The organism is Bacillus sp. ms-22 (assembly GCF_009759805.1).
Taxonomy (GTDB): domain Bacteria; phylum Bacillota; class Bacilli; order Bacillales; family Bacillaceae; genus Bacillus; species Bacillus xiamenensis.
In genome coordinates, this window is the sequence record NZ_CP046653.1 from 1,926,111 (window position 1) to 1,950,855 (window position 24,745).

Here is a 24,745-nt window from a genome sequence, read left to right on the forward strand (position 1 = left end):
GAGAGGAATTATATCATGCTATGTAAAAAAATCAATTCTCCGTCGGATTATTTTTCTTTGATGGCTTCGTTTTTTTAAACATTTGGGCATAAATAAAAGAAAGACTGACAACACCTAAAATGCTGCAAGCATATTGAATGATTTTCTGAATGGTCATATTGAATTCACCTCCATACAAATAGAATGTGCACAATTTGTTATTTTATGACACAAGCGAAACAAGGAGAGAAATGGTGAGATGATGAATCGCACAAACGAAGAAACGATGTTTAAATTAGAGATGAAATCCCATTTGATGCAAATGATGATGGATGCAAGGAAAATCGTCGATTCGCTTGACCAGACGGAGCAATGTCTCCTTTGTGAACTCGAATCATTGCATGATCAGTTTAATGAAATGCATGCAGAGGCTTCCTCGTTTTATTTGCAATCGTATATGGAAGAATTCACACCGGGATTTGCTCAATTTTCTTTAGCCATTGAGAATTTATCAAAACAAAAGCATGGAGCACTGATTGTGATTCAAAGAAGAGACGAGGTCGAGGATTATATCCAAAAAGGGACAAACCTCCATGCGAAAATAAGTGCATCATTAATAGAGAGCATTTTCTACCCTGGGAATCCACTTCATGATGGCGCTCTTTTAGTAAAAGAAAATACGCTTGTCTCCGCCGCAAATGTCCTGCCGCTCACCTCAAAGAAAGTCAGTCCTTCTCTTGGGACAAGACACCGGGCAGCCATCGGACTATCTAGTATGACCGATGCACTTGTTCTCGTTGTATCAGAAGAAACGGGAAAAATGTCGTTTGCGAAAGAAGGAGTGCTTTATCCGCTCACTGTGAAAGGTCCGGAAATTAGGAAATAGCCATGTCCACGGCATTCTTCATTTGGAAGGATGCTTTTTTTAATGGAGAAAAAACAGGCAATTAAGTAAAAAGTCATTTGATACAGAAAAATTTGTCATGTAGAATAGAACTATGAAACTAGCAGCGTGCTTGTTTTGGCAAATTTTCTAAACGTCAACTTAAAAATTCCTTGAAAAATGTTTATAAATACAGTAAACAGCCGATAGAAACGATATGGCTTTGTTTTAGCATTTTGAGTTTGCTGCTCTAACCTATTTATGATTGCCCAACGTCTTCATGTCGAGTAATATAATAGAAATAAAGATAAAATAGTGCAAGAGAAGCAGAACCATTAAATGCTAAACTCAAAACTAGTACATAAGTCTTATTGGACGAAATTATGAAAGGCGGAGATTCATCTATGAAGAAAAAAGTAGTAACCGGCCTCACAGTTTCAGCGATCGCGGGCTCAGCTGTTATTGCTGCACCGGCAGAAGCACAGACGATCAAGGTGAAAAGCGGTGACTCACTTTGGAAGATTGCCGAACAGTACAATACAAGTATTTCGGAGCTTCAATCTCTTAATCAATTAAAAACGACAATGATATTTGCAGGACAAAGCTTAAAAATTCCTGGTGCAAAAAGTTCGAAATCCAGCTCATCAACAAGCTCAAAAGCAACGAAATCCAGTGCTTCAACGACATCTAGCTACACTGTCAAGCTTGGAGATTCATTATGGCTGATCGCAAAAAATCATAACATGTCAGTTGCAAGCTTAAAAAGCCTGAACAGCTTAAACAGTGACCTCATTCGCCCTGGTCAAAAACTGAAAGTGTCTGGAAGTACAAAAACGAGCGGCAGTCAGTCATCAAGTTCAAATTCAACATCTAATTCCAGCTCAGATAATAAAACAACGAACTCAAATAGTTCATCATCAGCATCTAGTACATACAAGGTGAAATTAGGCGATTCTCTCTGGAAAATTGCCAATTCCTTAAATATGTCGATTGGTGAAATTAAAACATTGAACGCCTTAAAATCTGATATGATTTATCCAAATCAAGTATTGAAGATAAAAGGGACGGTGACGTCAAAACCAAGTCAGCCGCAAACACCTGCTAAGTCAAGCAGCCCGTCTTCAAACAGTAATCAGTCTTCAAGCGGTAAAACAACATCTTATACCGTCAAATCAGGTGATTCATTGTGGAAAATCGCCAATCAGTTTAGCGTGCAGGTTCAATCCATCCGCATGGCAAACAGCTTGAAAAGTGATGTGCTTAGAATTGGACAAGTATTGAAAATTAATGGCGCGGCTTCCGGCTCAACTGGATCTGATGGTTCTACGTCTAACGGTTCAACAACTCCGGCTAACAATAGCAAAAACGACGTGCCAATGAATGCAAAAATTATGACGATGATCCAAGAAGGCAAAAAGCTCACAGGCATTCCTTACAGATGGGGCGGCAATACACCAGCTGGGTTTGACTGTAGCGGCTTTGTGTACTATCTCATTAATAAGGTTTCATCTGTATCGAGATTAAGCACAGCAGGCTACTGGAATATGATGACGCCTGTCAGCACACCACAAGTTGGAGATTTTGTTTATTTCACAACGTACAAAGCAGGGCCTTCTCACATGGGACTATATCTTGGGAATGGAGATTTCCTTCATGCGAGTGACAGCGGCGTAGGGATTTCGAACTTAAGCAACCCATATTGGAAAAAAGCGTATCTAGGTGCAAAACGTTTCTTCTAAAAAGCCGATTTTCGGCTTTTTTTGTTTGTCCCCTTATGAGATTGTCCATACTGATTGAAAAAAGGGGGCAGTCAGATGAAAATGTCCATGTGGACGGTCATGATGTGTTTGGTCATTCTCGCATCAGCATGTCATGCGCCGCCGAAAAAAGAAACAACAGAAGAGAGTCACGAAGTTGCAGCACCTAAACAAGCGCCAGTCACCGCTTCATTGATTAATGAAAGCGGGCAAAAAATAGGAAGCATCGACATACGAGAATCCTCATCAAATGGACTGGATTTACATGTGAAAGCAAAAGGATTACCGCCAGGAGCCCACGGCTTCCATATTCATGAGACAGGCGTATGTGAAGCACCAGATTTTGAAACGGCGGGTGCGCATTTTAATCCCACGCATAGAGAACACGGCTTCGACAACCCAAAGGGGCATCATGCGGGAGATATGCCTAATTTAGAGGTAGGAGCAGATGGCCAGATTGATGTCGTCGTCAATGTACCTGATGTGACGTTAAAGGGAGGCGCAAATCAATTAATTGATCAACATGGCCGAAGTTTTATCATCCATGCAGAAGCAGATGATTACTTAAGTAACCCGTCTGGAAATTCAGGGAAACGCATCGCTTGCGGAGCCATCACAAAAGAAATGGTAAAATAACAGAAGACGAACCTTTATGTATTGAGTGCATAAAGGTTTTTTTAGTATACTTGGTGAGGAAAATGATCGAAGAGAGGAATTAATCATATATGTTTAACCAACAATCACTCCCAGAAGAAATCCAAGCAATGATCAAAGCGAAAACGAAAGTTCTTAACGAAGAATACCGCCAGCTCATCGGAACAGGCGGCTATGAATCACAAGATCCTTCTATCATTCAAGATGCCATCATTGCCCTTGCGCTAGGAAAAAACGTTCTTTTAAAAGGACCGACCGGCTCAGGTAAAACAAAATTGGCAGAAACTTTATCCGCTTTCTTTCAGCAGCCGATGCACAGTGTAAACTGCTCGGTTGATCTTGATGCAGAAAGCTTAATTGGCTATAAAACCATCCACAATGATGGTCAGGTCGCTTCTATAGAATTCATTGAAGGCCCCGTAACAAAAGCGATGAAAAAAGGTCACCTTTTATATATTGATGAAATCAACATGGCAAAGCCGGAAACATTGCCTATTTTAAATGGTGTGCTTGATTACCGAAAAATGATGACAAACCCGTTTACAGGTGAAGTTGTTAGAGCGGAAGAAGGCTTCGGCGTAATTGCGGCAATCAATGAAGGATATGTTGGTACAGTGCCTCTCAACGAAGCGCTGAAAAACCGTTTTGTCGTCATAGACGTTCCTTATATTGGCGGGGGAATTTTAAAAGAAGTGCTGCAATCTCAATCCGTCTTAAAGAATGAGCGGTTCATCGACCAATTCGTACAGCTCTCATCAGATCTCATTACACAAGCGCACAATGGACAGGTGAGTGAAGAGGCAGCATCCATCCGCGCGCTCTTAGATACATGTGATCTTGCACAATATATCCCGCCGCTTCGTGCCGTTGAACGGGGGATTGTTGAAAAGCTAGAAGATGACCGGGAAAAAGCAGCGGTAAGAAATATTGCCCAAACATTATTCGAGTGAGGTTCTGACTTTTGAAATTCATCAAATTTAATGACAGCAGAATCGATTCATTTTTATTTATGGAATTAACGGATTTAGCCAAAACATTAGCCAAAAGTGACGATGTCGAACTGGAATATGGCGTGCAATCCTACTATGAACCTTTTGAAAAGAAAATTTACATCAGCCATTTTTGGGATGATCGCAAACAAGAAGACATGACCGCAGGGCTAAAAAGTGATGTGTTCCTGCGCGCAGTAGGTACGGTGTATAGCGATCTTACGGTATTTCAGGATATCATCCGCTATGCCCATACACTGTCTATTCCTGATGTATGTAAACAATTGTTTATGCTGTTTGAAGATATCCGAATTGAAGAGCGAATTAAACGTGACCGCCCAGGAACAAAAAAAGTGTTTAAACGCAGAAGAGAACTTTACAGACGCCACTTTAAGACGCAATTAACGATTAACCAGGAGCGAAGCATTTTAACAGATGCTCTCTTTTGCGCCATGTATCTGAAACTGACAGCTGAATCACCGCTTGAAGAAATTCCATCCCTTCACGAGCGGATTCATCCGATGATTCCGTTTATTGAGTCAAGTCTTGCACGAGTATATGATGCAGATTCTACATCTGATATAGCAGCAATCGTAAAAGCATTGACAGAAGGATTTGATGAGCTTCTTGAAAAAGATATGCTGAATACATACTTTTTCTTCCCAGAATTGGACTATGAAAAAGCGGCAAAAGAACCGCTGTTTCATGACCTCAAAAGAAAACCTAAGCTAAGTGAGGACATCAAAGTCGACCGGGAAAAAGAGGGGGATGAAGACATCCACCAAGAGTATATGGAAGTATGGCATAGAGAAACGGAAGCGCCGTCTAAAAGTTTCCTTCAATTTGATTTAGAGCACGGCGGTAAAAGTGATCTCGGTAAAGATGCGGCAAGAGAAGGTGATGATGGAGATCAAGCGCTTGGAACTGTTCAAGGCTCTGCCAAGCAAACCCATCGAAAAGACTATTCAAAGCTTGAAGCATTAGAAGAGGCAGAAGGCGAAGAAAGCGGAGCAGATACTCATGAGAACGGGAAAGAGAATAAATTTGCGTTCCCAGTCATGATTTCACCAGATCCTCCTACGCCAGAGCAAATCGATGTGTATAAGCAGCATGCAAAGGCCATTGAGCCTTACCAGAAACGCTTAAAGCAAATGATTCAAAAAACACTCGAGCATAAAAAAACATGGCCAAAAACAGACCTTCATGCAGGACGTCTCAGTAAAAAGCTCATTCGCTATTTTACCGAGTCTAATCCGCGTCTTTTCTATAAAAAACAGGCACCATCCTCTCAAATTGATGCTGTTTTCACCCTGTTAGTTGACTGTTCTGCGAGCATGTTTGACAAGATGGATGAGACGAAAAAAGGGATCGTACTGTTTCATGAAGCATTAAAATCAGTGCAGGTACCTCACCAAATTGTAGGGTTTTGGGAAGATACAAATGACGCAACAGAAACAAGTCAGCCGAACTATTTCAATACAGTTGTATCGTTCAAAGACTCCTTATTTGACGCAGGACCTTCCATTATGTCACTTGAACCAGAAGAGGATAACCGGGACGGCTATGCGATTCGTCAAATGACAAACATGATTTTAAAACGAAGAGAAGAGCAAAAATTTCTCATTGTCTTCTCAGACGGAGAACCCGCAGCGTTCAGCTACGAGCAAAATGGGATCGTGGATACACATGAAGCGGTTCTTGAAGCGCGGAAAAAGGGAATTGAGGTAATCAATGTGTTTTTATCCAATTCACCAATTGAAGAAGCACAGATGAAAACGATACAAGATATGTATGGCAAGTTCAGCATTTTTGTACCAGATGTCGATACACTGCCAGATGTCTTATATCCATTACTCAAGAAACTTCTGCATAAAAGCATTGGGGCATAAGGTTTTGCCCCTTTCTTCAAATTATTTTTCGGAATGATTTAAATTTTTTGTTTTTCTTTGAATTTTTTATCTTTAATTGAACAAAGAATGTAGAAAGTAATCCAAAACAGTGGTAGAATATGATTGGAAGCGTTTTATTACATAAATTTGGTCATTTTGTTCTGGAAGTTATATCGAGATAGTGTTCAATCACTTGATGATCAAAGTTGGGGGTAGTGTTCAAAATGTTTCAAAATAATGTGAAACAACCGTTGAGTTGGGAAGAATTTCATGGTCCGAACCTCGGCTACGTGCTCGAGCTCTACGATCAATATGTCCAGGATCCTACTAGTGTTGATGAAGATCTAAGAGGCATATTTGATGAACTTGGTGCACCACCGAGTGAAATGAAGGAGGAAATTGGGAAAAAAGAAAATAGCGTAGTTACTTCTGAACAAATCCAAAAGATAGCATCAGTCGTTAAACTGGCAGAAGACATCAGAACGTATGGCCATTTAAATGCTTCCGTCAATCCTCTTCGCAAAGAAAAGGAATTACAAGAGCTGTTTCCTTTAAAGGATTACGGTTTAACTGAAGAAGACGTTAAAAATATTCCGATATCAATTATCAGTGCAAGCGCACCTAAAAACATTTCAAACGGCATAGAAGCCATTAACCACCTGAGAAATACGTATAAGCGTACCATTTCGTTTGAATTTGATCACGTGCATGACTTCGAAGAGCGAAACTGGCTCTTAAACTCGATTGAATCTGGTGAACTATTTAAGAAAAAACCAGCTGATAAACTAGTTTCTGTATTCAAAAGATTAACAGAAGTCGAGCACTTCGAGCAGTTCCTTCATAAAACATTTGTGGGGCAAAAGCGTTTTTCTATAGAAGGATTAGACGCACTTGTTCCAGTACTAGATGAAATTATATCAGAGTCTGTTACACAAGGGACTTCAAATATTAACATTGGAATGGCACATAGAGGCCGTTTAAATGTATTAGCCCATGTATTAGGAAAACCATATGAGATCATTTTCTCAGAATTCCAGCATGCGCCAAATAAAGAGCTTGTTCCATCAGAAGGCTCTATCGGCATCAGCTACGGATGGACAGGGGATGTGAAGTACCATCTTGGGGCTGATCGTCAAATTAAAGATGAAGATACAAAGAGTGCGAGAGTCACACTTGCCAATAACCCGAGTCACTTGGAATTTATTGACCCGATTATTGAAGGAAGCACACGTGCTGCTCAGGAATCACGTACTCAAAAGGGCTATCCAGTTCAAGACGTCGAAAAAGCGTTAGCCATCTTAATTCATGGGGATGCAGCATTTCCTGGAGAAGGAATTGTAGCAGAAACATTAAATTTAAGCCAGTTGGATGGCTATCAAGTAGGTGGAACGATCCACATCATTGCAAACAATATGATTGGATTCACAACGGAAAGCAATGAATCTCGTTCAACGAAATACGCTAGTGACCTTGCAAAAGGATTCGAGATTCCAATTGTTCATGTCAATGCAGACGATCCAGAAGCATGTTTAGCGGCAGTTCAGTTAGCTGTAGAATACCGCAAACGCTTTAAAAAGGATTTCTTAATTGACTTGATTGGTTACCGCAGATACGGCCATAACGAAATGGATGAGCCTTCGACAACGCAGCCAATGCTATACGATGCGGTCAGAAAGCACAAAACCGTCAAGAATATCTTTGCGGATAAGCTTGTCTCAGAGGGTCTTCTGTCAAAAGAACAACGAGAAGAAATCGAGCAGGCTGTAACGAAAAAATTAGAAGAAGCCTATAAAAAAGTGCCTTCAAAGAAAGAACATACGATTCAAGAAATTGAACTGCCAGAGCCTGTGTCTAATGGCTTCCCAGCAGTCGATACATCCGTTGAATTTGATGTATTAAGAAAGCTGAACGAAGAATTGATCAGTTGGCCGAAAGACTTCCAAGTATTCAGTAAGCTAAAACGGATCCTTGAAAAACGTGCAAAGGTGTTTACAGATGACCGGAAAGTGGAGTGGTCACTTGGTGAAGCACTGGCATTTGCATCTATATTAAAAGACGGTACGCCAATTCGAATGACCGGACAGGATTCAGAGCGAGGCACATTTGCTCAAAGAAACCTTGTTCTTCACGACAGTCAAACGGGAGATGAATTTATTGCTCTTCATGAACTGAGTGATGCAAATGCATCATTTGCAGTCCATAACAGTCCACTGTCTGAAGGCTCTGTCATCGGATTTGAATATGGTTATAATGTCTATTCTCCTGAAACATTAGTGATTTGGGAAGCTCAATTTGGAGACTTCGCAAATGCGGCTCAAGTGTATTTCGATCAATTTATTTCAGCAGGCCGCGCAAAATGGGGACAAAAATCAGGTCTTGTAATGCTCTTGCCGCATGGATATGAAGGACAAGGTCCAGAACATTCAAGTGGAAGAACAGAGCGCTTCCTGCAATCAGCTGCTGAGAATAACTGGACAGTTGCGAACTTGACAAGTGCCGCGCAGTACTTCCATATTCTTAGAAGACAGGCGAAAATGCTGCTTCGTGAAGAGATTCGTCCGCTTGTCATTATGACACCGAAGAGTCTGCTTCGTAACCCGAACACATTATCCGAAGTCCAAGAATTAACTGACGGACAGTTCCGTCCAGTTCTGGAACAGCCGGGACTTGTGCATGATCATGAAAAAGTATCACGCCTCGTTCTATCCAGCGGGAAGGTATCAATTGATATTAGTGATCGTTTCAATCAAATGGAAGAGCCGAAAGATTGGCTTCATATTGCGAGAGTGGAACAACTATATCCATTCCCAGCGAAAGATATTAAAGCAATTTTAACGAAACTTGTGAACTTAGAAGAAATCGTCTGGGTGCAAGAAGAACCACAGAATATGGGGGCTTGGGGATACATCGAGCCATATTTACGTGAAATTGCGTCTGAAAAAGTAAAAGTGCGTTACATCGGCCGCAGAAGACGCTCAAGTACGGCTGAGGGTGATCCAACAGTGCATAAAAAAGAACAAGAACGAATTGTATCTGATAGCTTGACTCGCAAAAACTAAGGGGGAAATGAAAAATGGCGGAAATTAAAGTACCTGAATTAGCGGAATCAATCTCGGAAGGAACGATTGCCCAATGGCTAAAGCAGCCGGGCGATTATGTTGAGCAGGGAGAATACCTGCTAGAACTTGAAACAGATAAAGTCAATGTCGAACTGACAGCTGAAGAATCTGGTGTACTAAAAGAAGTACTGAAAGATTCTGGTGACACTGTCCAAGTTGGAGAAGTCATTGGAACCATTGCAGCAGGTGAAGCTGGCGGAAGCGAGTCCGCAGCTCCAGCACCTGAGCAAGATTCTGCACCAGCTTCGAAAGAAGAACCGGCAGCTGAACAAAAACAAAAGGCACCAAAAGAAGAGCCGAAAGCTGGTAATGGCAGAACCATCGCTTCTCCTGCAGCTAGAAAACTAGCACGAGAGAAGGGACTAGACTTATCTGAGATTCCAACCGTAGATCCGCTGGGCAGGGTACGAAAGCAGGATGTGGCTTCTTACCAAAAGAATGAAGCTCCTGCAAGTGCACCGAAAGCCGCGCCAAAAGCAAATGCTGCAGTGCAAAATGACCAAGCAGGAAAACCAGTTGAGCGTGAAAAAATGTCACGCCGCAGACAAACCATTGCAAAGCGTTTAGTTGAAGTTCAACAAACAGCTGCGATGCTGACAACATTTAATGAAGTGGATATGACAGCTGTGATGGATCTAAGAAAGCGTCGTAAAGATGCCTTCCTTGAACAAAATGATGTGAAACTTGGCTTCATGTCCTTCTTTACAAAAGCTGTAGTCGCAGCACTTAAGAAATATCCGCTGCTCAATGCGGAAATTCAAGGTGACGAGCTTGTCATCAAGAAATTTTATGACATCGGTATCGCTGTAGCTGCCAATGAAGGGCTTGTTGTTCCAGTTGTCCGTGATGCAGACAGATTGTCATTTGCAGGAATTGAAAAAGAAATTGGCCATCTTGCGAAAAAAGCAAGAGATAACAAATTGTCTCTCAATGAATTACAAGGTGGATCATTCACGATCACAAATGGTGGAACATTCGGTTCTCTGCTTTCGACACCAATTTTAAACAGTCCTCAAGTTGGAATTTTAGGAATGCATAAAATTCAGCTTCGTCCTGTTGCGATTGATGAAGAACGTTTTGAAAACCGCCCAATGATGTATCTAGCTCTTTCTTATGACCACCGTATTGTCGATGGAAAAGAAGCTGTTGGATTCCTTGTCACCATCAAAAACCTGCTTGAAGATCCTGAGCAGCTATTGCTTGAAGGATAATCGAAAAAATAAAAAGCTAGCACCGATTAAGGGGCTAGCTTTTTTTCTCTTTGTTTTGTTGATTTCCTCGTTTTGACCAATACGTCGCAAGCCATGAGCCAGATAAATTATGCCACACACTAAAAATGGCACTTGGTACGGCGGCAAGAGGAGAGAAGTGTGCTGTCGCAAGAGCTGCGCCAAGTCCAGAGTTTTGCATCCCCACTTCAATCGAAATAGCTCTTTGGGAGGGAATGTCCATTTTAGACCATTTGGCAATAAGGAAACCAAATAAAAGCCCGAGTCCATTATGTAACATAACAACTGCAAAAATAAGCAGGCCAGATTGCAGTATCTGGTCTTTATTTGCACTGACAACCGCAGCGATGATCGCCACAATCCCGGCAACAGATACAAGCGGCAGTGCTTGAACTGCATATGTGACTTGTTTTGAAAAAAACAATTTGACGATGACCCCTAAAATAATCGGAATCAAAACAACTTGGACGATCGACAAAAATAAAGCACCTGGAGATACGGGCAGCCAGGATCGTGCAAAAAGGTAAATGAAGACAGGGGTTAAAATGGGGGCAAGTAGTGTTGATATCGTTGTCACGGCAACAGATAATGCCGTATTTCCTTTCGCCAAAAAGGTCATCACATTGGAGGCTGTTCCGCCTGGGCAGCAGCCTACGAGAATCACACCAACAGCGATTTCAGAAGGCAAATGTAACCCATAGGCCAATAAAAATGCAATCAGCGGCATGAGTGTATACTGCGCCAAAACCCCGATCAGCACATAGAGAGGTTTTCGGAACAGCTCTTTAAAATCATCAGAGGACAGCGTCAAACCCATTCCAAACATAATGATCCCAAGTAAAAAAGGAATATAAGGTCCAATCATCGAAAATGCGGCAGGGAAGAAAAAGCCTAGACAAGCAAATACAATGACCCATATGGCAAATGTTCTTCCTGCAAAGCGGCTAATGTTTAAAAGGGTGTTCATTCATCATTCAACTCTCTTTCTTTCCATATCTTTTCTATTTTAAATGAATTTTCTGAAAAAACAACCTGATCTTAATAGGTGTTTATAATTATATTATGTAAACTAAAAAAACCCACGCAGGCCAAGGCCTACATGAAGCATGATATCAATAAGGGGTCCATTTCACTTGCTGAGCCTGCTTTAGTCTTGCTTCAGGCTCACGCCAGTCAACGACATTCCACCACCGGTCTACATATTGTGTCTTTTCATTTCGGTACTGAAGGTAGTAGGCATGTTCCCACACATCAAGGGCAAGGAGAGGGATGACATCCCATTGTGAGAGCAGTTGGTGGCGTTCGGCTTGTAAAATCTCTAAGCGATGAGCGCGTGGTGCCCATACAAGGATCGCCCACCCGACTCCTTCTACTTGTTTGGCTGCCGCTGAAAAATGTGATTTGAATGCCTCATAGCTGTCGAACGAATGCTCAATAAGACGAAGCATTTGACCAGTAGGCTTTCTTTTTCCTGAAGGACTCATTGAAAACCAAAAGATACAATGTAAATAATGCCCTGCCCCATGAAAAGAAAGCTCACGTTCCCAATGCTTGATCATCGTAAAATCATTGGTTCTTCTTGCTTTTTTTAGTGCAAGTTCAGCTTTATTTAGACCATCGACATAAGACTGATGATGCTTTTGGTGGTGCAAATACATAATTTCCTTTGAAATATAAGGCTCTAGCGCTTCATACCGATAAGGCAGCGGTGGTAACTGATGATTTCCTGCTGCTACATCCCGCAGGGCTTCGTGTTGTTTCAAATCGTCTGCAATCCTTTCGGCCAGTTCGTACCACTCTTGTTCACTGGAACGGTCATCGTTCATTTTGAACCGTAAATTTTCTGCTTTCTGGTGAATGTGATCATCTTGAGTTACATGTTGAATCGAGCTAAGCCACTCTTTGAGCTGTGAACGATATTCTTCCTTATTCATTGATACGCCTCATTTCTTTTAAAAATGTGGAACAAGCCATCATTGGAAACACAAATGGATAGCTATGATATGTGATGTAAAATTGTTTTGGCAGTCCAATGCCTACTGGATAGTGCAAGGCTTCTTCCGTATGATGATGATTCACTAAAAAGGAGACAGCTTCTAAAATCGCTTTGTCATTTGGTTTCTCATATTGCAGGAGAGCCTCTGCTGCCCAGGCGGTTTGAACCACTGTGCCAAACGGGAGCGGGACATAGGTTTTCACTTCTGCACTTTTGCATGATTCTCCGAAGCTGCCATCCTCTAGTTGAATCTGTTTTAGGAAACGGCATGCTTTTTGAACGGCAGGGTGTGAGAAAGGGATACCGGCCGCTTTGAGTCCTGTTAACGCTGCCCAAGTTCCATAAATATAACAAACACCCCATCTGCCAAACCATGATCCGTTTTTCTCTTGATGATCAAGAAGCCATTTCACGGATTGATCTTTTTGTCTGAGGATAGTTGGAGAAGCCATGTTTTTCTCCTCTAAACCAATCAGATGAAGCACGCGGCCTGTAATATCAGGAGTTGAGGGATCAATGGCCGCATCCTCCGCCGATTCAAGCGGAAGATGACGAAGCAGAAAGTGATCTTGATTTTTTTCGAACGCAGAAAAGCCGCCATCACGGTTTTGCATGGAAAGAAGCCATTCAAACCCTCGTGTCCATTGCGCTTGCGCAAATTCTTTTGGAATTGCTTTTAACACAATTTGTGTGTCATCACAATCAGGGTTATTGGTATTAATATGTGAAAAACCAAAGCCTCCTGGAGCGGCATGCCGGTTATGAATTGCCCAATCCGCTTTCTTCATTTGCTGCCGGTTCAACAAGTATGTGAATGATTTTATGATCATGGGATCTTCTCGTTTTTTGCCTGCTTTTTGAGAGGCATAACTGACCAGCGCAGTATCCCAAACAGTGGATGTGGAATTCTCAGCATACATGTGGCCGTGACAGGAGGTGACAAGCTTTTTCATGCCTTTGACCGCTTTTTGGATGAGATGATGTCCTGGTGGGTGACCAAGGCTCATTAGTGCATAGACCATAAAGATTGTCGCACTTAAGTAACTGTACAGCGTCCCATCTTGTTCAAGCCGGTCAAACATATATCGCTTAGCCGCTTCATATCCGAAAAAGTCGAGCCGGTTGTCTAAGGCGGTATATGATCTCATATACATCAGGAAGTGATCCGTTGAACGTTCTTCTCTTGCCATAAACCAGTCAAATGGATTTTTGGACATGCTGTCATCAAGGTGTGCTAACGATGGAAACTTAGCATGAGAGGTATACCGTTTGTTCAGTGCAATCATCATTGGCACAAAATGAATTCTTGCATATGCACTAAGATGGTAGAAATGCAGTGGAAATGATGTAGGGATGAGTAAAAAAGAAAGGGGTGCATAGAAGTACGGCCAGGGGTGCATGCCATTGACGGCGAGCATCCACTTTGTCATAAAATGTACGTTCTTTAATCCACCTTTTGATCGAATATACTGTGCTGCTTTTTTCATATGAGGTTCGTCTTTTTGAAATCTGCCAGAAGCGAGCATTCCGCAATAGCCTTGAACTGTTGCTGTGACATGTCCCGTTTGATCATGATACAAAGAAAAGGAACCATCTTCATTTTGCTTTGCATGTATTGCTTCGGCCAATTGATAGATCAATGTCTGATCGGGGTCATGCACAGCCTTTAACAGCATAATTAAAAAAGCATTTGTCATCATAGGTCCTTCAAAGCAGAAAACAAAAGCGCCATCTTCTCTTTGTCTGCGTTCTACCTGCATGTGCAGTTCATTGATGTATTCCTGTACTCTCGTTTTGACATCCTGCATTTGGTCATACTCCTTTCCTTTACCACTATATTCAGGAGCCTGCCTGTCACATGCCATCACAAAAAGGCCGATGACATCGTCACCGGCTTCAACGTGTAGACAAACCCTCGCATTCTCCCGCAGTCCTGCGTGCCGGTGCTCACGAATGTCAAATTCGCTCCGCTCCGGTACTCGTCCTTCCTAGACTGCAAAGGTTTTCAGTTCACGCTGAAAAGAAGACAAAGGGCTAAAATAAAGTTCATTTTAGCCCTTTGTCAACAATCTGAAGCCGATGACATTGTCACCGGCTTTTCTTTACGTGCTTGATTAGTCTTGAAGGTTAATCCACACACTTTTGACTTCTGTATAGTTGTTCAGGGCATATGATCCCATTTCTCTGCCAAGGCCTGACTGCTTATATCCTCCAAACGGGGAGGCGGCATCAAAGACATTATAGCAGTTGACCCAAATCGTGCCTGCTTCAAGACGTGCAGCGATATCATGGGCATGTTTTAGATTTTCTGTCCAAAGTCCTGCGGCTAATCCATATTCAGACTGATTGGCCCGTTCGACCACTTCATCAATGGAATCATAAGGAATTGCAGATAGGACTGGGCCGAAAATCTCTTCCTTTGCGATTGTCATGTCATCTTCTACATCTTTAAACACAGTAGGAGAGACGAAATAGCCGGCTTCATAAGGACAATCGCCACCGACAACAGCGGTTGCGCCTTCTGACTTCCCTTTTTCAATATAGCCTAACACACGCTCATGCTGCTCTTTACTGACAAGAGGGCCGATTTGGGTATCCTGATGCAGACCAGCGCCTTGCTTTAATGAGGTCGCATACGTGGCCATTTGATCAACTACTTCATCATATTGACTCCGGTGAATAAAGACTCTTGAGCCTGCACAGCACACTTGACCTTGGTTAAACATGACACCATTTAAAGCTCCTGGAATGGCTTTCTTTAAATCGGCATCCGGTAAAATAATATTTGGCGATTTTCCGCCAAGCTCTAATGTGACCCGTTTAATAGATTTAGCCGCTTTCTCCATAATCAATTTCCCAACACTTGTTGACCCTGTGAATGCCAGTTTGTTGACATCAGGGTGATCAGTTAAAGCTTCTCCGGCTGTTTCACCGAATCCAGGGACGATGTTAATGACGCCATCTGGGAATCCAGCTTTATCCACTAATTCAGCCAAATAAAGAGCAGAAAGAGGGGTTTGTTCGGCTGGCTTTAAAACGATGGTACAGCCTGTTGCTAGTGCTGCCCCCATTTTCCACATGGCCATAAGCAGCGGGAAGTTCCAAGGAATGATTTGTCCCACAACGCCAACAGGCTCATGGCGGGTATAGTTAAAATATCCCTGACTGACAGGAATCGTTTGTCCAGTCATTTTGGTGGTCCAGCCTGCATAATAGCGCATGTGTTCAATGGCAAGAGGAACATCCGCATGTGTTGTTTCATTAATGGGCTTTCCATTATCCAGTGTTTCAAGCTGAGCCAGCTCTTCTTGGTGTTCTTCCATTAGGTCTGCAAGTTTAAACATCAGGCGGGCACGTTCTGCCGCAGACATTGAGCGCCACGGACCATGGAAGGCTTTTTTAGCCGCTTTCACTGCCTCATCAATGTCGTTTGCACCGGCTTCATATACATCAATAAGGGTTTCTCCTGTGGCTGGGTTAGGCGTAGAGAATGTTTTGTTATCGTGACTTGCGACAAATTGACCGTTAATGTAGAGTTTCTTCGTCCCTTGGAGAAAAGATTCGAGTTTTGAACTGATTTGAAGTGTTGTAGAGCTCATAAATAAACAAACCTCCTTAAAGATATGGGTTGTTCTGCGAGTTCTAGGTGGAAAAAGTGGACGTGAAGCCAAACAGTATACGCACACAGATGTAAACGTATACATTTATCATAGTACACGACATGCTTGAAAGCAATCCATAACACTGATTGCATTTCACAAAAAATTGGCTACAATAAATATATAGATGAAAAAAGGAGTTTTTATATCATGATCCATCAAAACTGGCAAACGGCCAAAACGTTAAAACAAGTAAAATGTGTACATACGAATGCGAAAAAATATATGGTCAACCGCGTTCTAACGGTTGGAAACACATATGAAGTGAAAAATGAAACAGAGGAATTCCTCTTTGTCGTTGATAATACCGGTAAAGTAGGCGGATATTACAAAGAGTATTTCGAAGACATTTCGGCTGAATGATTTGAAGGGTCATCACTCATACTAAGAAAAACAGTAAAGGGTGATGAAAATGAAAAAGCAGCAAACAGACGAGCAGAAACATCAAAATGCTTGGCATGATAACGAAGACGCTGATATGGCGATCACGCTTGAGCAGATTTCTGATGTGTATGCCGAGGGAACGATTGATACCTCAAAAGATGAATAGCCATTTAAAACAGTGATTTTACACAATCACTGTTTTTTTATAGGATGATGACAATAGAAAATCAAAGGTGATTTCTCGAAAAGAACTGAAACTTTTTTCCTGCTTTAGCAGTCTAAATAAGTAGAGGAAAGAGCATCGGATCATAAAGAAAAAGTTAAATGAAATTTAATCTATTCGTAATGGAATAACAACCACTTATAGCGTATTCTATAAGTGAGAATAAAACGTACCCACAGAGCCGTGTGGCCGTTTTGTCATAAAGGAATTTGATGCAGGAAGAGGGGGTTTACGTGGGTATTTTTTCTGTCAGTAAACAAAATGATCATAAAAAATTCGAATCCTTATTGATTGAAGGGGAAAGAATTGAGGCTGTTTACAGACTGCGTCACGACCAAATTTGTTTTACCAATAAACGACTGATCTTTGGCGATAACCGCATATTTTCTAAAAAGAAAGTCAGGGTCTCCTTGCCGTATCGATCAATTGAAAGTTTTGCCATTCAAGAAGCTGGCGTGTTTGATCAAGACACAGGTATGCTGCTTGTCACAAGCTCAAAAGTATTTGAACTCGATTTTTCTAAAGATACAGATTTGAGTGATGTGCAGGCCATCTTAACAAAACATCTTTGCTGATCAACTTTGCGATTACATAGATCACATGCACTTTTCTCATTCTTCGTTCTTATTTTTATTTATCGCACATGATTTAGCCTTTCTCATAACAAATGGGAAAGGCTTTTTTCTATTGGCGTGTTTGAATCATAGAAAAAAAGGATAAAGATGAAACAGATACAGAAAGGAGAATGAACAATGAAAGTATTAGTTGCTGGAGCAAATGGACATACAGGCAGACTTGTCATTCGTTATTTAAAAGAAAAAGGACATGAGCCGCTTGCTCTCATTCGAGATGAAAAACAAGCCGATGAGCTAAAAGAACTTGGTGCCACGCCTGTCACCGGTGATCTTGAAAAGGATGTCACACCTGCTGTAAAACAAGCGGAAGCTGTCATCTTTGCAGCTGGTTCAGGCTCAAAAACAGGTGCAGATAAAACGATTGCTGTGGATCAAGAGGGGGCAAAGCGCCTCGTTGATGCGGCCAAAAAAGAAAATATTCAGCACTTTGTGATGCTGAGTTCGTATAATGCTGACGATCCTAACCAAGGAAAAGGACAAGGCAGTATGGAAATTTATTATGAAGCGAAAAGAAAGGCAGATGAACATTTAAAACAGTCTGGTCTTTCTTACACCATTGTGCGCCCAGGTGCGTTGCTTCATGAGAAGAAAACAGGGAAAATAGAAGCTGCTGCTCATATCCCAGATGATCGAAACATTGAGATTTCAAGAGAAGATGTAGCTGTTGTTCTAGTAGAAAGCTTAACGGAGCCTAATGTGAAAAATAAGACCTTTGACTTAATCAAAGGTGATACACCAGTAGAAGAAGCACTTCGTAAGCTTTAAGTGAAGGAAGAAAGCTGCTGCCAAAGAGGCGGCAGCTTTTTTTAATGTTTTTATTTCGCTTGTAGCGGGAAGGAAAGGAGAAAGGAGTGGTTGACCGTGAGCTTAACGAAAGAGCAAAAAGCTGATTTATATGAAAGACTCATTCAATTAAAAAAAGATGTGAAAGGATCAAAAAAGAAAGAAGAATCCATGCTGGTCGAATCTAATGAAATGTCAAATGGTGTTGGAAACCATCTGGCTGATCATGGAAGCATTTATTTAGACCGCATGACAGAACAAACGCTGGATCAAGTCGATGATCAGCTTGAAGGTGAAATTGATGCAGCGCTTAAGCGAATGGAGGACGGCACATATGGGATATGTGAGAAAACAGGAAAAGACATTCCGTATGAACGTTTAAAAGCAGTACCATATACGCGTTATTCAATTGATGCCAAGAAAAACGAAGAAACCAATCAAGATCCGAATGAATTTGACCGTTCGTTCTCTGAACAAATGCGTAATTTAACAAATAGAGAAACAATGGATCAAATGCATTCAGACACGTATGAAAGATTAGAAGAAGAGCAAGATGTTGATTTAGAGGATGACAAATAACACGATGGGAAAAAATGAAACTTTCTTAGAATAATTTTTTCTTATGTATGTATGGACAGATATCTTGAATACATGAGCATTTTATTGAAAAAACATATCTTGAAATTTAATAAACTTTCGTGTAGTATAGTTTAAAGGCTGCGATGTGCGTAATGTTAATTAAGTTTTAACCTTTAAGCTGTAATAGGGAGTTTTATATTGAAGCTGGAATGTCACGCCTCCTTTGAGAGGAAGACAGGAACGTTTCTGCAAACACCCACTTTGAGGAGTGGTGGTTTAAAACTTTCTTACTTAGATTACGGCATCCGCAGCTTTTCCTAGGATGAATCAAGCCATTTTCCATTTTGGAAAATGGCTTTTTATTTTGCTCAAAATACGAAATTGAGCAGACCGAATGTGAATGCAGGAATGTATGTTAAAATAGACAAAACAAATGACGGAGAGGGAATTGGATGTTACGACAAGCAGAAGCACTCCTTAAACAATATTATGGCTTTGATGCCTTTAGGCAGGGACAGAAACAAGCCATTGAATCGATTGTAAGCAAAGGAAAAGATACCGTCTGCATTATGCCGACAGGCGGAGGGAAATCGGTTTGCTACCAGATTCCTGCCCTGATGATGGAAGGCACAACGATCGTTGTATCTCCGCTTATTTCTTTAATGAAAGATCAGGTGGATGCGTTAAATGAGATGGGAATACGATCGTCTTTTTTAAACAGTACACTTTCAGCAGGCGAATTGAATGCAAGGCTGAAAAAATGTGAAAATGGTGAATATGATCTGCTGTATATCACCCCTGAACGCTTACAAAATGAACGCTTTTTTCAGCTGCTTCATCAATTGACGATTCCTTTAATCGCTATTGATGAAGCGCACTGTATATCTGAGTGGGGTCATGATTTTAGACCGAGCTATCGCTTTATTCAAGAATGTTTAAATAAGCTGCCGAAAAGGCCGGTGATTGTGGCATTAACAGCAACAGCCACAAAAAAAGTTCATCAGGATATATGTCAGCAGCTTGGCATGAACGGGGAAGAAACCATCTTTACTGGTTTTGCTAGAGAAAATTTATCCTTTCAAGTGGTGAAAGGACAAAACAGCGACCATTTCATCACACAATATATGAAGAAAAACAGTCTTGAATCAGGCATTATTTATACAGCTACACGAAAAGAAGCAGATCAGATTTACAATCGCTTAAAAAAGCAAAAGATCAAAGCGGGTATTTACCATGGAGGATTAGATGATGATGTGCGAGAGGAGCAGCAAAACCTCTTTTTAAATGATGACATTCAGGTGATGGTGGCTACGTCTGCATTTGGCATGGGAATCAATAAGTCCAATGTACGTTTTGTCATTCATCATCAAATTCCTAGGGATATTGAAAGCTACTATCAAGAAGCAGGACGGGCCGGCAGAGACGGGCTTGAAAGTGAATGCATTTTGCTCTTTTCACCTCAAGGCGTACGAGTGCAGCGTTTTCTCATTGAGCAATCGACAGAAGATGAAGTGCGGTATCAGCATGAATTGTTTAAACTAAGACAAATGGTCGATTACTGTCATACGGAGCAGTGCCTTCAGCAATTTGTGATGGACTATTTTGATCAATCAGCAAGTGCGCCTTGTCAAAAGTGCAGCAATTGCTTAGACGAGAGAGAGCGTGAAGACGTCACAAGAGAAGCGCAAATGGTTTTATCTTGCACCGTTAGAATGAACGAACGATTCGGAAAAATGATGATTGCCCAAGTATTAGCGGGCTCAAAAAACAAAAAAGTGCTTGATCTTGGTTTCGACCGTCTTCCTACATATGCTTTAATGAAGCATCATTCAGCCCAGCACATTAGTGATTTCATTGAATTTTTAATTACAGAAGAGTATTTACATATGTCAGAAGGAACGTATCCAACGCTAAAGGTGACGTATAAAGGAAAGAAAGTGCTAGTAGGGCAAGAGGCTGTTTATAAAAAGCAGGCGATCAAAGCTATGGCCATTCAAGAAAACGACGCACTATTTGAGCAGTTGAGGGTAGTGAGAATGAGGTTAGCAAGAGAGCAGGGCGTTCCGCCGTTTGTTGTATTTTCTGATCAAACATTGAAGGAAATGTCAGCAGTAGAGCCTAAAACGGAAGAAGAACTTCTGAATATTAAGGGTGTCGGCGCTCAAAAAAGAGAGAAATACGGGGATGCTTTTTTAGAAGAAATACGTTTATTTATAGAAAAAGAGAAAAAATCAAGCGTTTGAAGAAGAAAAATAATTTTTTTCACAGCACTTGGACATGTGCTTTTCACGGTGTTTTCCATCCTTTTAAAACCTTGATGTGATGCGGAATTGAGCCGTTTGGTGGTCTGATTTACCAATGGAGAGAGATGTTTCATGTAAAGGAACTGTAATCTAAAACATATCGTTTTGTTATTGAAATGACATTTACATATGTTACGATAGCACTCGTTAGCCGCCATAAAAAGCTAACAAGGGAGGATTTACTTTATGAAGAAGACTATTATGTCCTTGGTTGCTGTTGCAGCAATCTCAACAACAGCATTAGGAGCACAGCAAGCTTCTGCAAAGGAAATCACTGTAAAGAAAGGTGATACACTTTGGGGAATCTCTCAAAAAAATGATGTGTCTCTAAAGGACCTAAAGGGTTGGAACAATTTATCTACAGACATGATCTATGTTGGCGATAAATTGACAATCTCTTCAAAAGAGAAAACTCAGGAGCAGTACGAAGTCCAGAAGGGGGACAGCCTCTGGAAAATCGCTCAAAAATTCAATGTGTCAATTAGCGATCTTAAGTCTTGGAATAACTTAAACTCAGATATAATTTTGATTGGTTCAACACTAAGTGTTGCTGGTCAAAGCTCAGCTCCGGTAAGCTCAGAGTCTGTTCAAAAACAGGAACCTGTCCAAAAAGAGCAAACAACGAAAAAAGCTGCTCCTAAAAAGGAAACAGCTAAAGCAGCATCATCTTCTGCAAGTCAAAGTGTGAAAAAAGAAATGACTGTAACGGCTACGGCGTATACAGCAAATGATGGTGGCATCTCAGGTATCACTGCAACAGGGGTAAACTTAAACAAAAACCCGAATGCAAAAGTCATTGCAGTAGATCCTAAGGTCATTCCATTAGGAAGTAAGGTTTATGTTGAAGGCTACGGTGAAGCCATCGCAGCAGATACTGGCGGCGCAATTAAAGGTAACAAAATTGATGTACACGTACCGAGCAAATCCCAAGCAAAAAATTGGGGCGTAAAATCAGTCAAAGTGAAAGTACTTAACTAGTAGTCTATTGTTTTTTGGAAGAAAGCATCAGGTGGCGGCCTGATGCTTTTATTGTACCCTTTTTTTGGGCAAAAAAACACATATTTTTCTGAAAAATTTGCATTTTCGACAAAAACCAGCGTACATCTCATGATAAACGCTGGTTTTTGTCGTTAGCTGTCCACCCAATAAATTTCTCCGCTTTGTTCTCTCCAATTGATTTGGACATCAAAATGGTGTTTTTCATAAAAATGAATCAGGCGGTTCACGTGATTCCAATCTCTTTTGACGAGATCTCCAGTAATCACAGGAATGTTTTGCTCTCTTGCGATTTCCTTTAAATGCTTCATACAGATTGACCCATAGCCGTTATTGGGCGGGCCTTTAATATCGGCAATGTGAATCTTTCCTTCTTCAGGATATTCCGCAATTAAGGAAAAATCAGATTGTCCGCGAAAAGCTTTTTCACAATCGCTTAACATAATTTTACATGTATCCGCACTTTCAATGGCGGAGACAATCATCCACTCATCTTCTTTCGCTTGATCAATGCCAATAATCTTTGCTTTTTTTGAAATATCCTTCATATTTTCTTGCATTCGATACATTTGGAACTGCAATTGCTGTAATTCTTGCTCTAACGTCTTCACATCTTTTGCTGTTTCCTGTAAGATTGACAAGTCTATTGCTCCTTTCATATTGAGATGATAAAAACCACACAAATTCCCATTCTAAAGGAAGTGCATAGATCTTTCAAGCCGCTAGCAATCGGCAAGTTTGTCTAAAATTCGACGAAGACAGCGAATTCATTGACTTTAGCAAGAAAGTTAAATAACATACTCTTAGTCGGAACTAATAAAGAGGGGTTTTCAAACATGAACGAACAGAATCAAAAACCGAAAAATTTTACCGGCATTGTTGTCTTTTTAACAATTGCCATAAACGGCTTAATTGCTTTATTATTTTTCATGCCAAAAACAGATAAATTTAGTCATCTGGATATTACATTTCTGCCATTACTGAATGCTGTGATGAACAGCTTTACGTTTATCTTTTTACTTTCAGCGCTCATCATGATTAAACAAAAGAATATCAAAGCGCATAGACGATTTATCTTTGCGGCTTTTTCAACCACACTTGTCTTTTTAATTTCGTATGTGACGTATCATTCAATGGCAGCTGATACACACTTTGGGGGAGAAGGAATCATTCGTCCGATTTACTTCTTTATTTTAATTACACATATCGTGTTATCTGCCGTTATTGTACCGCTTGCCCTCATTACACTTTTTAGAGGGGCACAAATGCAAGTGGAGCGTCACCGTAAAATTGCCCGCTGGACAATGCCGCTTTGGCTCTATGTCAGTCTCACTGGCGTCATTGTGTATATCATGATTTCTCCATACTACAGTTAACGTATGTCCATCTGGACATACGTTCTTTTATTTACAAGATGAGGTGCTTTGGATAAAATGGGAATTGGGTATCCGACTTGCACGGTATTTTCCCATCAATAGAATCACATCATTTCTGGCCGTTTGCTCGTTTGGAGAACAACAATTGAACGAAACGGGGGTTATATGATGACTGAACAATTGCAGTATAAACCGGGGCTTGAAGACATTGTGGCAAGCGAAACGTCCATTTCGTACTTAGATGTGCAGCAAGAAGAAATTGTGATTCGCGGCTATGATCTCATTGAGTTGGCGCAAAACAAGACATACTTAGAAACAGCCTATCTGCTTATTTACGGAAGATTACCAGATGCAATGGAATATCACCAATTTCAGCAAGACATTTCCTCACAAACAAACTTACATCCAACCATTCAAACCATTTTGACAAAACTGCCAAAAACCACTCACCCGATGGATGCCATAAGAACTTGTTTATCTGCTCTTGCAGGGTATGATGAACAACTGAATGATCGATCAGAAGCATGCCAACAAGCGCGTGCCGTTCGATTACTTGGCCAGCTGCCAGCGATTGTTGCAGGGAGCTATCATATTCTCACAAAAAACGCCGCTATTTCTCCAGATCAGACCAAACCCTACACTGAAAACTTTTTAGCCATGTTAACAGGCCGTACTCCTACACAAGACGAAATCACCGCTTTTGACCAAACGCTTACGCTCTATAGCGAACATGAGCTGCCGAATTCAACTTTTGCTGCCAGAGTCATTGCATCTACTCATTCTGACATGTATGGCGCTTTTACTGGAGCGATATCTTCATTAAAAGGCGATTTACACGGAGGAGCGAATGAAGCCGTCATGCACATGTTACTCGAAGGCAAAACAACAGAAGGTTTCCTTGCACTCATTGAACGTAAATTAGCCGCAAAAGAAAAAATGATGGGCTTTGGCCACCGGGTATACATGAGAAAAATGGACCCGAGAGCTGCTCTTTTAAAACGATCATTGAAAACGCTTACTGAATCAAAGGGAGATACAACATTGTATGACATGTGCGTCGCAGGCGAGGCATACATGAAGGAGAAGAAAAACCTCTATCCAAACCTTGATTATTACGCAGCACCTATTTATTACGTGCTCGGAATTCCTATTTCACTTTACACGCCGATCTTCTTTGCTGCGAGAGCAAGCGGATTAGCCGCTCATGTCATTGAGCAGCATTTGCACAATCGGATATTTAGACCAAGAGTCCGGTATTTAGGGCCAAGAGGATTAAAAGTCTCAAATGATGATGGAAAAACGGGGGAATGAA

The 24,745-nt window shown here is 41.1% G+C and carries 22 protein-coding genes and 1 other RNA gene; 17 read left to right on the forward strand and 6 right to left on the reverse strand.

The features are described from left to right. Positions 1–31 precede the first annotated feature (31 nt). A complete protein-coding gene (locus GPA07_RS19015; protein WP_008359993.1) occupies positions 32–157 on the reverse strand; it encodes a hypothetical protein in 126 nt (41 codons plus the stop codon). A gap of 81 nt (positions 158–238) precedes the next feature. Between GPA07_RS19015 and cdaS the strand changes: the two genes are divergently transcribed. The 7 genes from cdaS (at position 239) to odhB (ending at position 10,481) form a co-directional block, all read left to right on the forward strand. Then, positions 239–865 carry a sporulation-specific diadenylate cyclase CdaS gene (gene cdaS, locus GPA07_RS10190; RefSeq protein ID WP_157292481.1) on the forward strand — a complete coding sequence of 209 codons (627 nt, stop codon included), beginning with the start codon at positions 239–241 and terminating at the stop codon, positions 863–865. Between the two features lie 401 nt (positions 866–1,266). Beyond that, on the forward strand, positions 1,267–2,601 hold the full coding sequence (locus tag GPA07_RS10195) for a C40 family peptidase (protein ID WP_008359989.1): 1,335 nt from the start codon (positions 1,267–1,269) through the stop codon (positions 2,599–2,601). A gap of 75 nt (positions 2,602–2,676) precedes the next feature. Continuing rightward, positions 2,677–3,255, forward strand: coding sequence for a superoxide dismutase family protein (locus GPA07_RS10200; RefSeq protein WP_071169062.1), 579 nt, complete (start codon positions 2,677–2,679; stop codon positions 3,253–3,255). A gap of 89 nt (positions 3,256–3,344) precedes the next feature. After that, complete coding sequence (locus GPA07_RS10205; protein ID WP_008359985.1) at positions 3,345–4,223, forward strand: ATP-binding protein; 879 nt, start codon at positions 3,345–3,347, stop codon at positions 4,221–4,223. 11 nt (positions 4,224–4,234) lie between these two features. Next, positions 4,235–6,151, forward strand: a complete 1,917-nt coding sequence (locus GPA07_RS10210) for a vWA domain-containing protein (protein ID WP_157292482.1) — start codon at positions 4,235–4,237, stop codon at positions 6,149–6,151. 224 nt (positions 6,152–6,375) lie between these two features. After that, the gene (sucA, locus tag GPA07_RS10215) at positions 6,376–9,210 is read left to right on the forward strand and encodes a 2-oxoglutarate dehydrogenase E1 component (protein ID WP_157292483.1); all 2,835 of its coding nucleotides are present in this window, start codon (positions 6,376–6,378) and stop codon (positions 9,208–9,210) included. A gap of 14 nt (positions 9,211–9,224) precedes the next feature. Continuing rightward, positions 9,225–10,481, forward strand: coding sequence for a 2-oxoglutarate dehydrogenase complex dihydrolipoyllysine-residue succinyltransferase (gene odhB / locus GPA07_RS10220; RefSeq protein ID WP_157292484.1), 1,257 nt, complete (start codon positions 9,225–9,227; stop codon positions 10,479–10,481). A 34-nt stretch (positions 10,482–10,515) separates the two neighbouring features. Here odhB and GPA07_RS10225 read toward each other — a convergent pair whose 3' ends face one another. The 4 genes from GPA07_RS10225 to GPA07_RS10240 form a co-directional block, all read right to left on the reverse strand. Further along, positions 10,516–11,466 (reverse strand): bile acid:sodium symporter family protein, encoded by a 951-nt coding sequence (locus GPA07_RS10225; protein ID WP_008359978.1) that lies wholly within the window; start codon positions 11,464–11,466, stop codon positions 10,516–10,518. Positions 11,467–11,611: 145 nt separating this feature from the next. After that, positions 11,612–12,433: a superoxide dismutase gene (locus tag GPA07_RS10230; RefSeq protein WP_157292485.1), complete on the reverse strand. Its 822-nt coding sequence runs from the start codon at positions 12,431–12,433 to the stop codon at positions 11,612–11,614. Beyond that, positions 12,426–14,303 carry a terpene cyclase/mutase family protein gene (locus GPA07_RS10235; RefSeq protein ID WP_157292486.1) on the reverse strand — a complete coding sequence of 626 codons (1,878 nt, stop codon included), beginning with the start codon at positions 14,301–14,303 and terminating at the stop codon, positions 12,426–12,428. The genes GPA07_RS10230 and GPA07_RS10235 overlap by 8 nt, the downstream gene beginning before the upstream one ends. 306 nt (positions 14,304–14,609) lie before the next feature. Continuing rightward, positions 14,610–16,094 (reverse strand): aldehyde dehydrogenase family protein, encoded by a 1,485-nt coding sequence (locus tag GPA07_RS10240; protein WP_008357356.1) that lies wholly within the window; start codon positions 16,092–16,094, stop codon positions 14,610–14,612. A gap of 210 nt (positions 16,095–16,304) precedes the next feature. Between GPA07_RS10240 and GPA07_RS10245 the strand changes: the two genes are divergently transcribed. The 8 genes from GPA07_RS10245 to GPA07_RS10280 all read left to right on the forward strand — a co-directional run bounded on the left by GPA07_RS10245 (position 16,305) and on the right by GPA07_RS10280 (position 22,039). Then, positions 16,305–16,517: a DUF6501 family protein gene (locus tag GPA07_RS10245; RefSeq protein WP_008357355.1), complete on the forward strand. Its 213-nt coding sequence runs from the start codon at positions 16,305–16,307 to the stop codon at positions 16,515–16,517. 49 nt (positions 16,518–16,566) lie between these two features. Next, positions 16,567–16,704 carry a DUF4025 domain-containing protein gene (locus GPA07_RS10250; protein ID WP_082194734.1) on the forward strand — a complete coding sequence of 46 codons (138 nt, stop codon included), beginning with the start codon at positions 16,567–16,569 and terminating at the stop codon, positions 16,702–16,704. A gap of 290 nt (positions 16,705–16,994) precedes the next feature. Further along, a complete protein-coding gene (locus GPA07_RS10255) occupies positions 16,995–17,336 on the forward strand; it encodes a PH domain-containing protein (protein WP_008357353.1) in 342 nt (113 codons plus the stop codon). A 177-nt stretch (positions 17,337–17,513) separates the two neighbouring features. Further along, complete coding sequence (locus GPA07_RS10260; RefSeq protein WP_157292487.1) at positions 17,514–18,161, forward strand: SDR family oxidoreductase; 648 nt, start codon at positions 17,514–17,516, stop codon at positions 18,159–18,161. Between the two features lie 96 nt (positions 18,162–18,257). After that, the gene (locus tag GPA07_RS10265) at positions 18,258–18,758 is read left to right on the forward strand and encodes a TraR/DksA family transcriptional regulator (protein WP_034738713.1); all 501 of its coding nucleotides are present in this window, start codon (positions 18,258–18,260) and stop codon (positions 18,756–18,758) included. 132 nt (positions 18,759–18,890) lie between these two features. Next, a non-coding RNA gene (gene ssrS, locus GPA07_RS10270) (6S RNA) lies at positions 18,891–19,076 on the forward strand. 134 nt (positions 19,077–19,210) lie between these two features. Beyond that, a complete protein-coding gene (gene recQ / locus GPA07_RS10275; protein ID WP_157292488.1) occupies positions 19,211–21,001 on the forward strand; it encodes a DNA helicase RecQ in 1,791 nt (596 codons plus the stop codon). A gap of 246 nt (positions 21,002–21,247) precedes the next feature. Continuing rightward, positions 21,248–22,039, forward strand: coding sequence for a 3D domain-containing protein (locus GPA07_RS10280; RefSeq protein ID WP_008357345.1), 792 nt, complete (start codon positions 21,248–21,250; stop codon positions 22,037–22,039). Between the two features lie 152 nt (positions 22,040–22,191). Here GPA07_RS10280 and GPA07_RS10285 read toward each other — a convergent pair whose 3' ends face one another. Continuing rightward, positions 22,192–22,698, reverse strand: coding sequence for a GNAT family N-acetyltransferase (locus GPA07_RS10285; protein ID WP_008357343.1), 507 nt, complete (start codon positions 22,696–22,698; stop codon positions 22,192–22,194). A 195-nt stretch (positions 22,699–22,893) separates the two neighbouring features. Between GPA07_RS10285 and GPA07_RS10290 the strand changes: the two genes are divergently transcribed. Then, positions 22,894–23,433 (forward strand): DUF420 domain-containing protein, encoded by a 540-nt coding sequence (locus GPA07_RS10290; protein ID WP_008346516.1) that lies wholly within the window; start codon positions 22,894–22,896, stop codon positions 23,431–23,433. Positions 23,434–23,601: 168 nt separating this feature from the next. Then, positions 23,602–24,744: a citrate synthase gene (gene mmgD / locus GPA07_RS10295; RefSeq protein ID WP_008357341.1), complete on the forward strand. Its 1,143-nt coding sequence runs from the start codon at positions 23,602–23,604 to the stop codon at positions 24,742–24,744. Position 24,745: the final 1 nt, after the last annotated feature.

Bases quoted from the DNA above. Each gene is read 5' to 3' on its own strand.
- GPA07_RS19015 (WP_008359993.1), bottom strand. From the start codon at position 157: ATGACCATTCAGAAAATCATTCAATATGCTTGCAGCATTTTAGGTGTT.
- cdaS (WP_157292481.1), top strand. From the start codon at position 239: ATGATGAATCGCACAAACGAAGAAACGATGTTTAAATTAGAGATGAAA.
- GPA07_RS10195 (WP_008359989.1), top strand. From the start codon at position 1,267: ATGAAGAAAAAAGTAGTAACCGGCCTCACAGTTTCAGCGATCGCGGGC.
- GPA07_RS10200 (WP_071169062.1), top strand. From the start codon at position 2,677: ATGAAAATGTCCATGTGGACGGTCATGATGTGTTTGGTCATTCTCGCA.
- GPA07_RS10205 (WP_008359985.1), top strand. From the start codon at position 3,345: ATGTTTAACCAACAATCACTCCCAGAAGAAATCCAAGCAATGATCAAA.
- sucA (WP_157292483.1), top strand. From the start codon at position 6,376: ATGTTTCAAAATAATGTGAAACAACCGTTGAGTTGGGAAGAATTTCAT.
- odhB (WP_157292484.1), top strand. From the start codon at position 9,225: ATGGCGGAAATTAAAGTACCTGAATTAGCGGAATCAATCTCGGAAGGA.
- GPA07_RS10225 (WP_008359978.1), bottom strand. From the start codon at position 11,466: ATGAACACCCTTTTAAACATTAGCCGCTTTGCAGGAAGAACATTTGCC.
- GPA07_RS10230 (WP_157292485.1), bottom strand. From the start codon at position 12,433: ATGAATAAGGAAGAATATCGTTCACAGCTCAAAGAGTGGCTTAGCTCG.
- GPA07_RS10235 (WP_157292486.1), bottom strand. From the start codon at position 14,303: ATGCAGGATGTCAAAACGAGAGTACAGGAATACATCAATGAACTGCAC.
- GPA07_RS10240 (WP_008357356.1), bottom strand. From the start codon at position 16,094: ATGAGCTCTACAACACTTCAAATCAGTTCAAAACTCGAATCTTTTCTC.
- GPA07_RS10245 (WP_008357355.1), top strand. From the start codon at position 16,305: ATGATCCATCAAAACTGGCAAACGGCCAAAACGTTAAAACAAGTAAAA.
- GPA07_RS10250 (WP_082194734.1), top strand. From the start codon at position 16,567: ATGAAAAAGCAGCAAACAGACGAGCAGAAACATCAAAATGCTTGGCAT.
- GPA07_RS10260 (WP_157292487.1), top strand. From the start codon at position 17,514: ATGAAAGTATTAGTTGCTGGAGCAAATGGACATACAGGCAGACTTGTC.
- recQ (WP_157292488.1), top strand. From the start codon at position 19,211: ATGTTACGACAAGCAGAAGCACTCCTTAAACAATATTATGGCTTTGAT.
- GPA07_RS10280 (WP_008357345.1), top strand. From the start codon at position 21,248: ATGAAGAAGACTATTATGTCCTTGGTTGCTGTTGCAGCAATCTCAACA.
- GPA07_RS10290 (WP_008346516.1), top strand. From the start codon at position 22,894: ATGAACGAACAGAATCAAAAACCGAAAAATTTTACCGGCATTGTTGTC.
- mmgD (WP_008357341.1), top strand. From the start codon at position 23,602: ATGACTGAACAATTGCAGTATAAACCGGGGCTTGAAGACATTGTGGCA.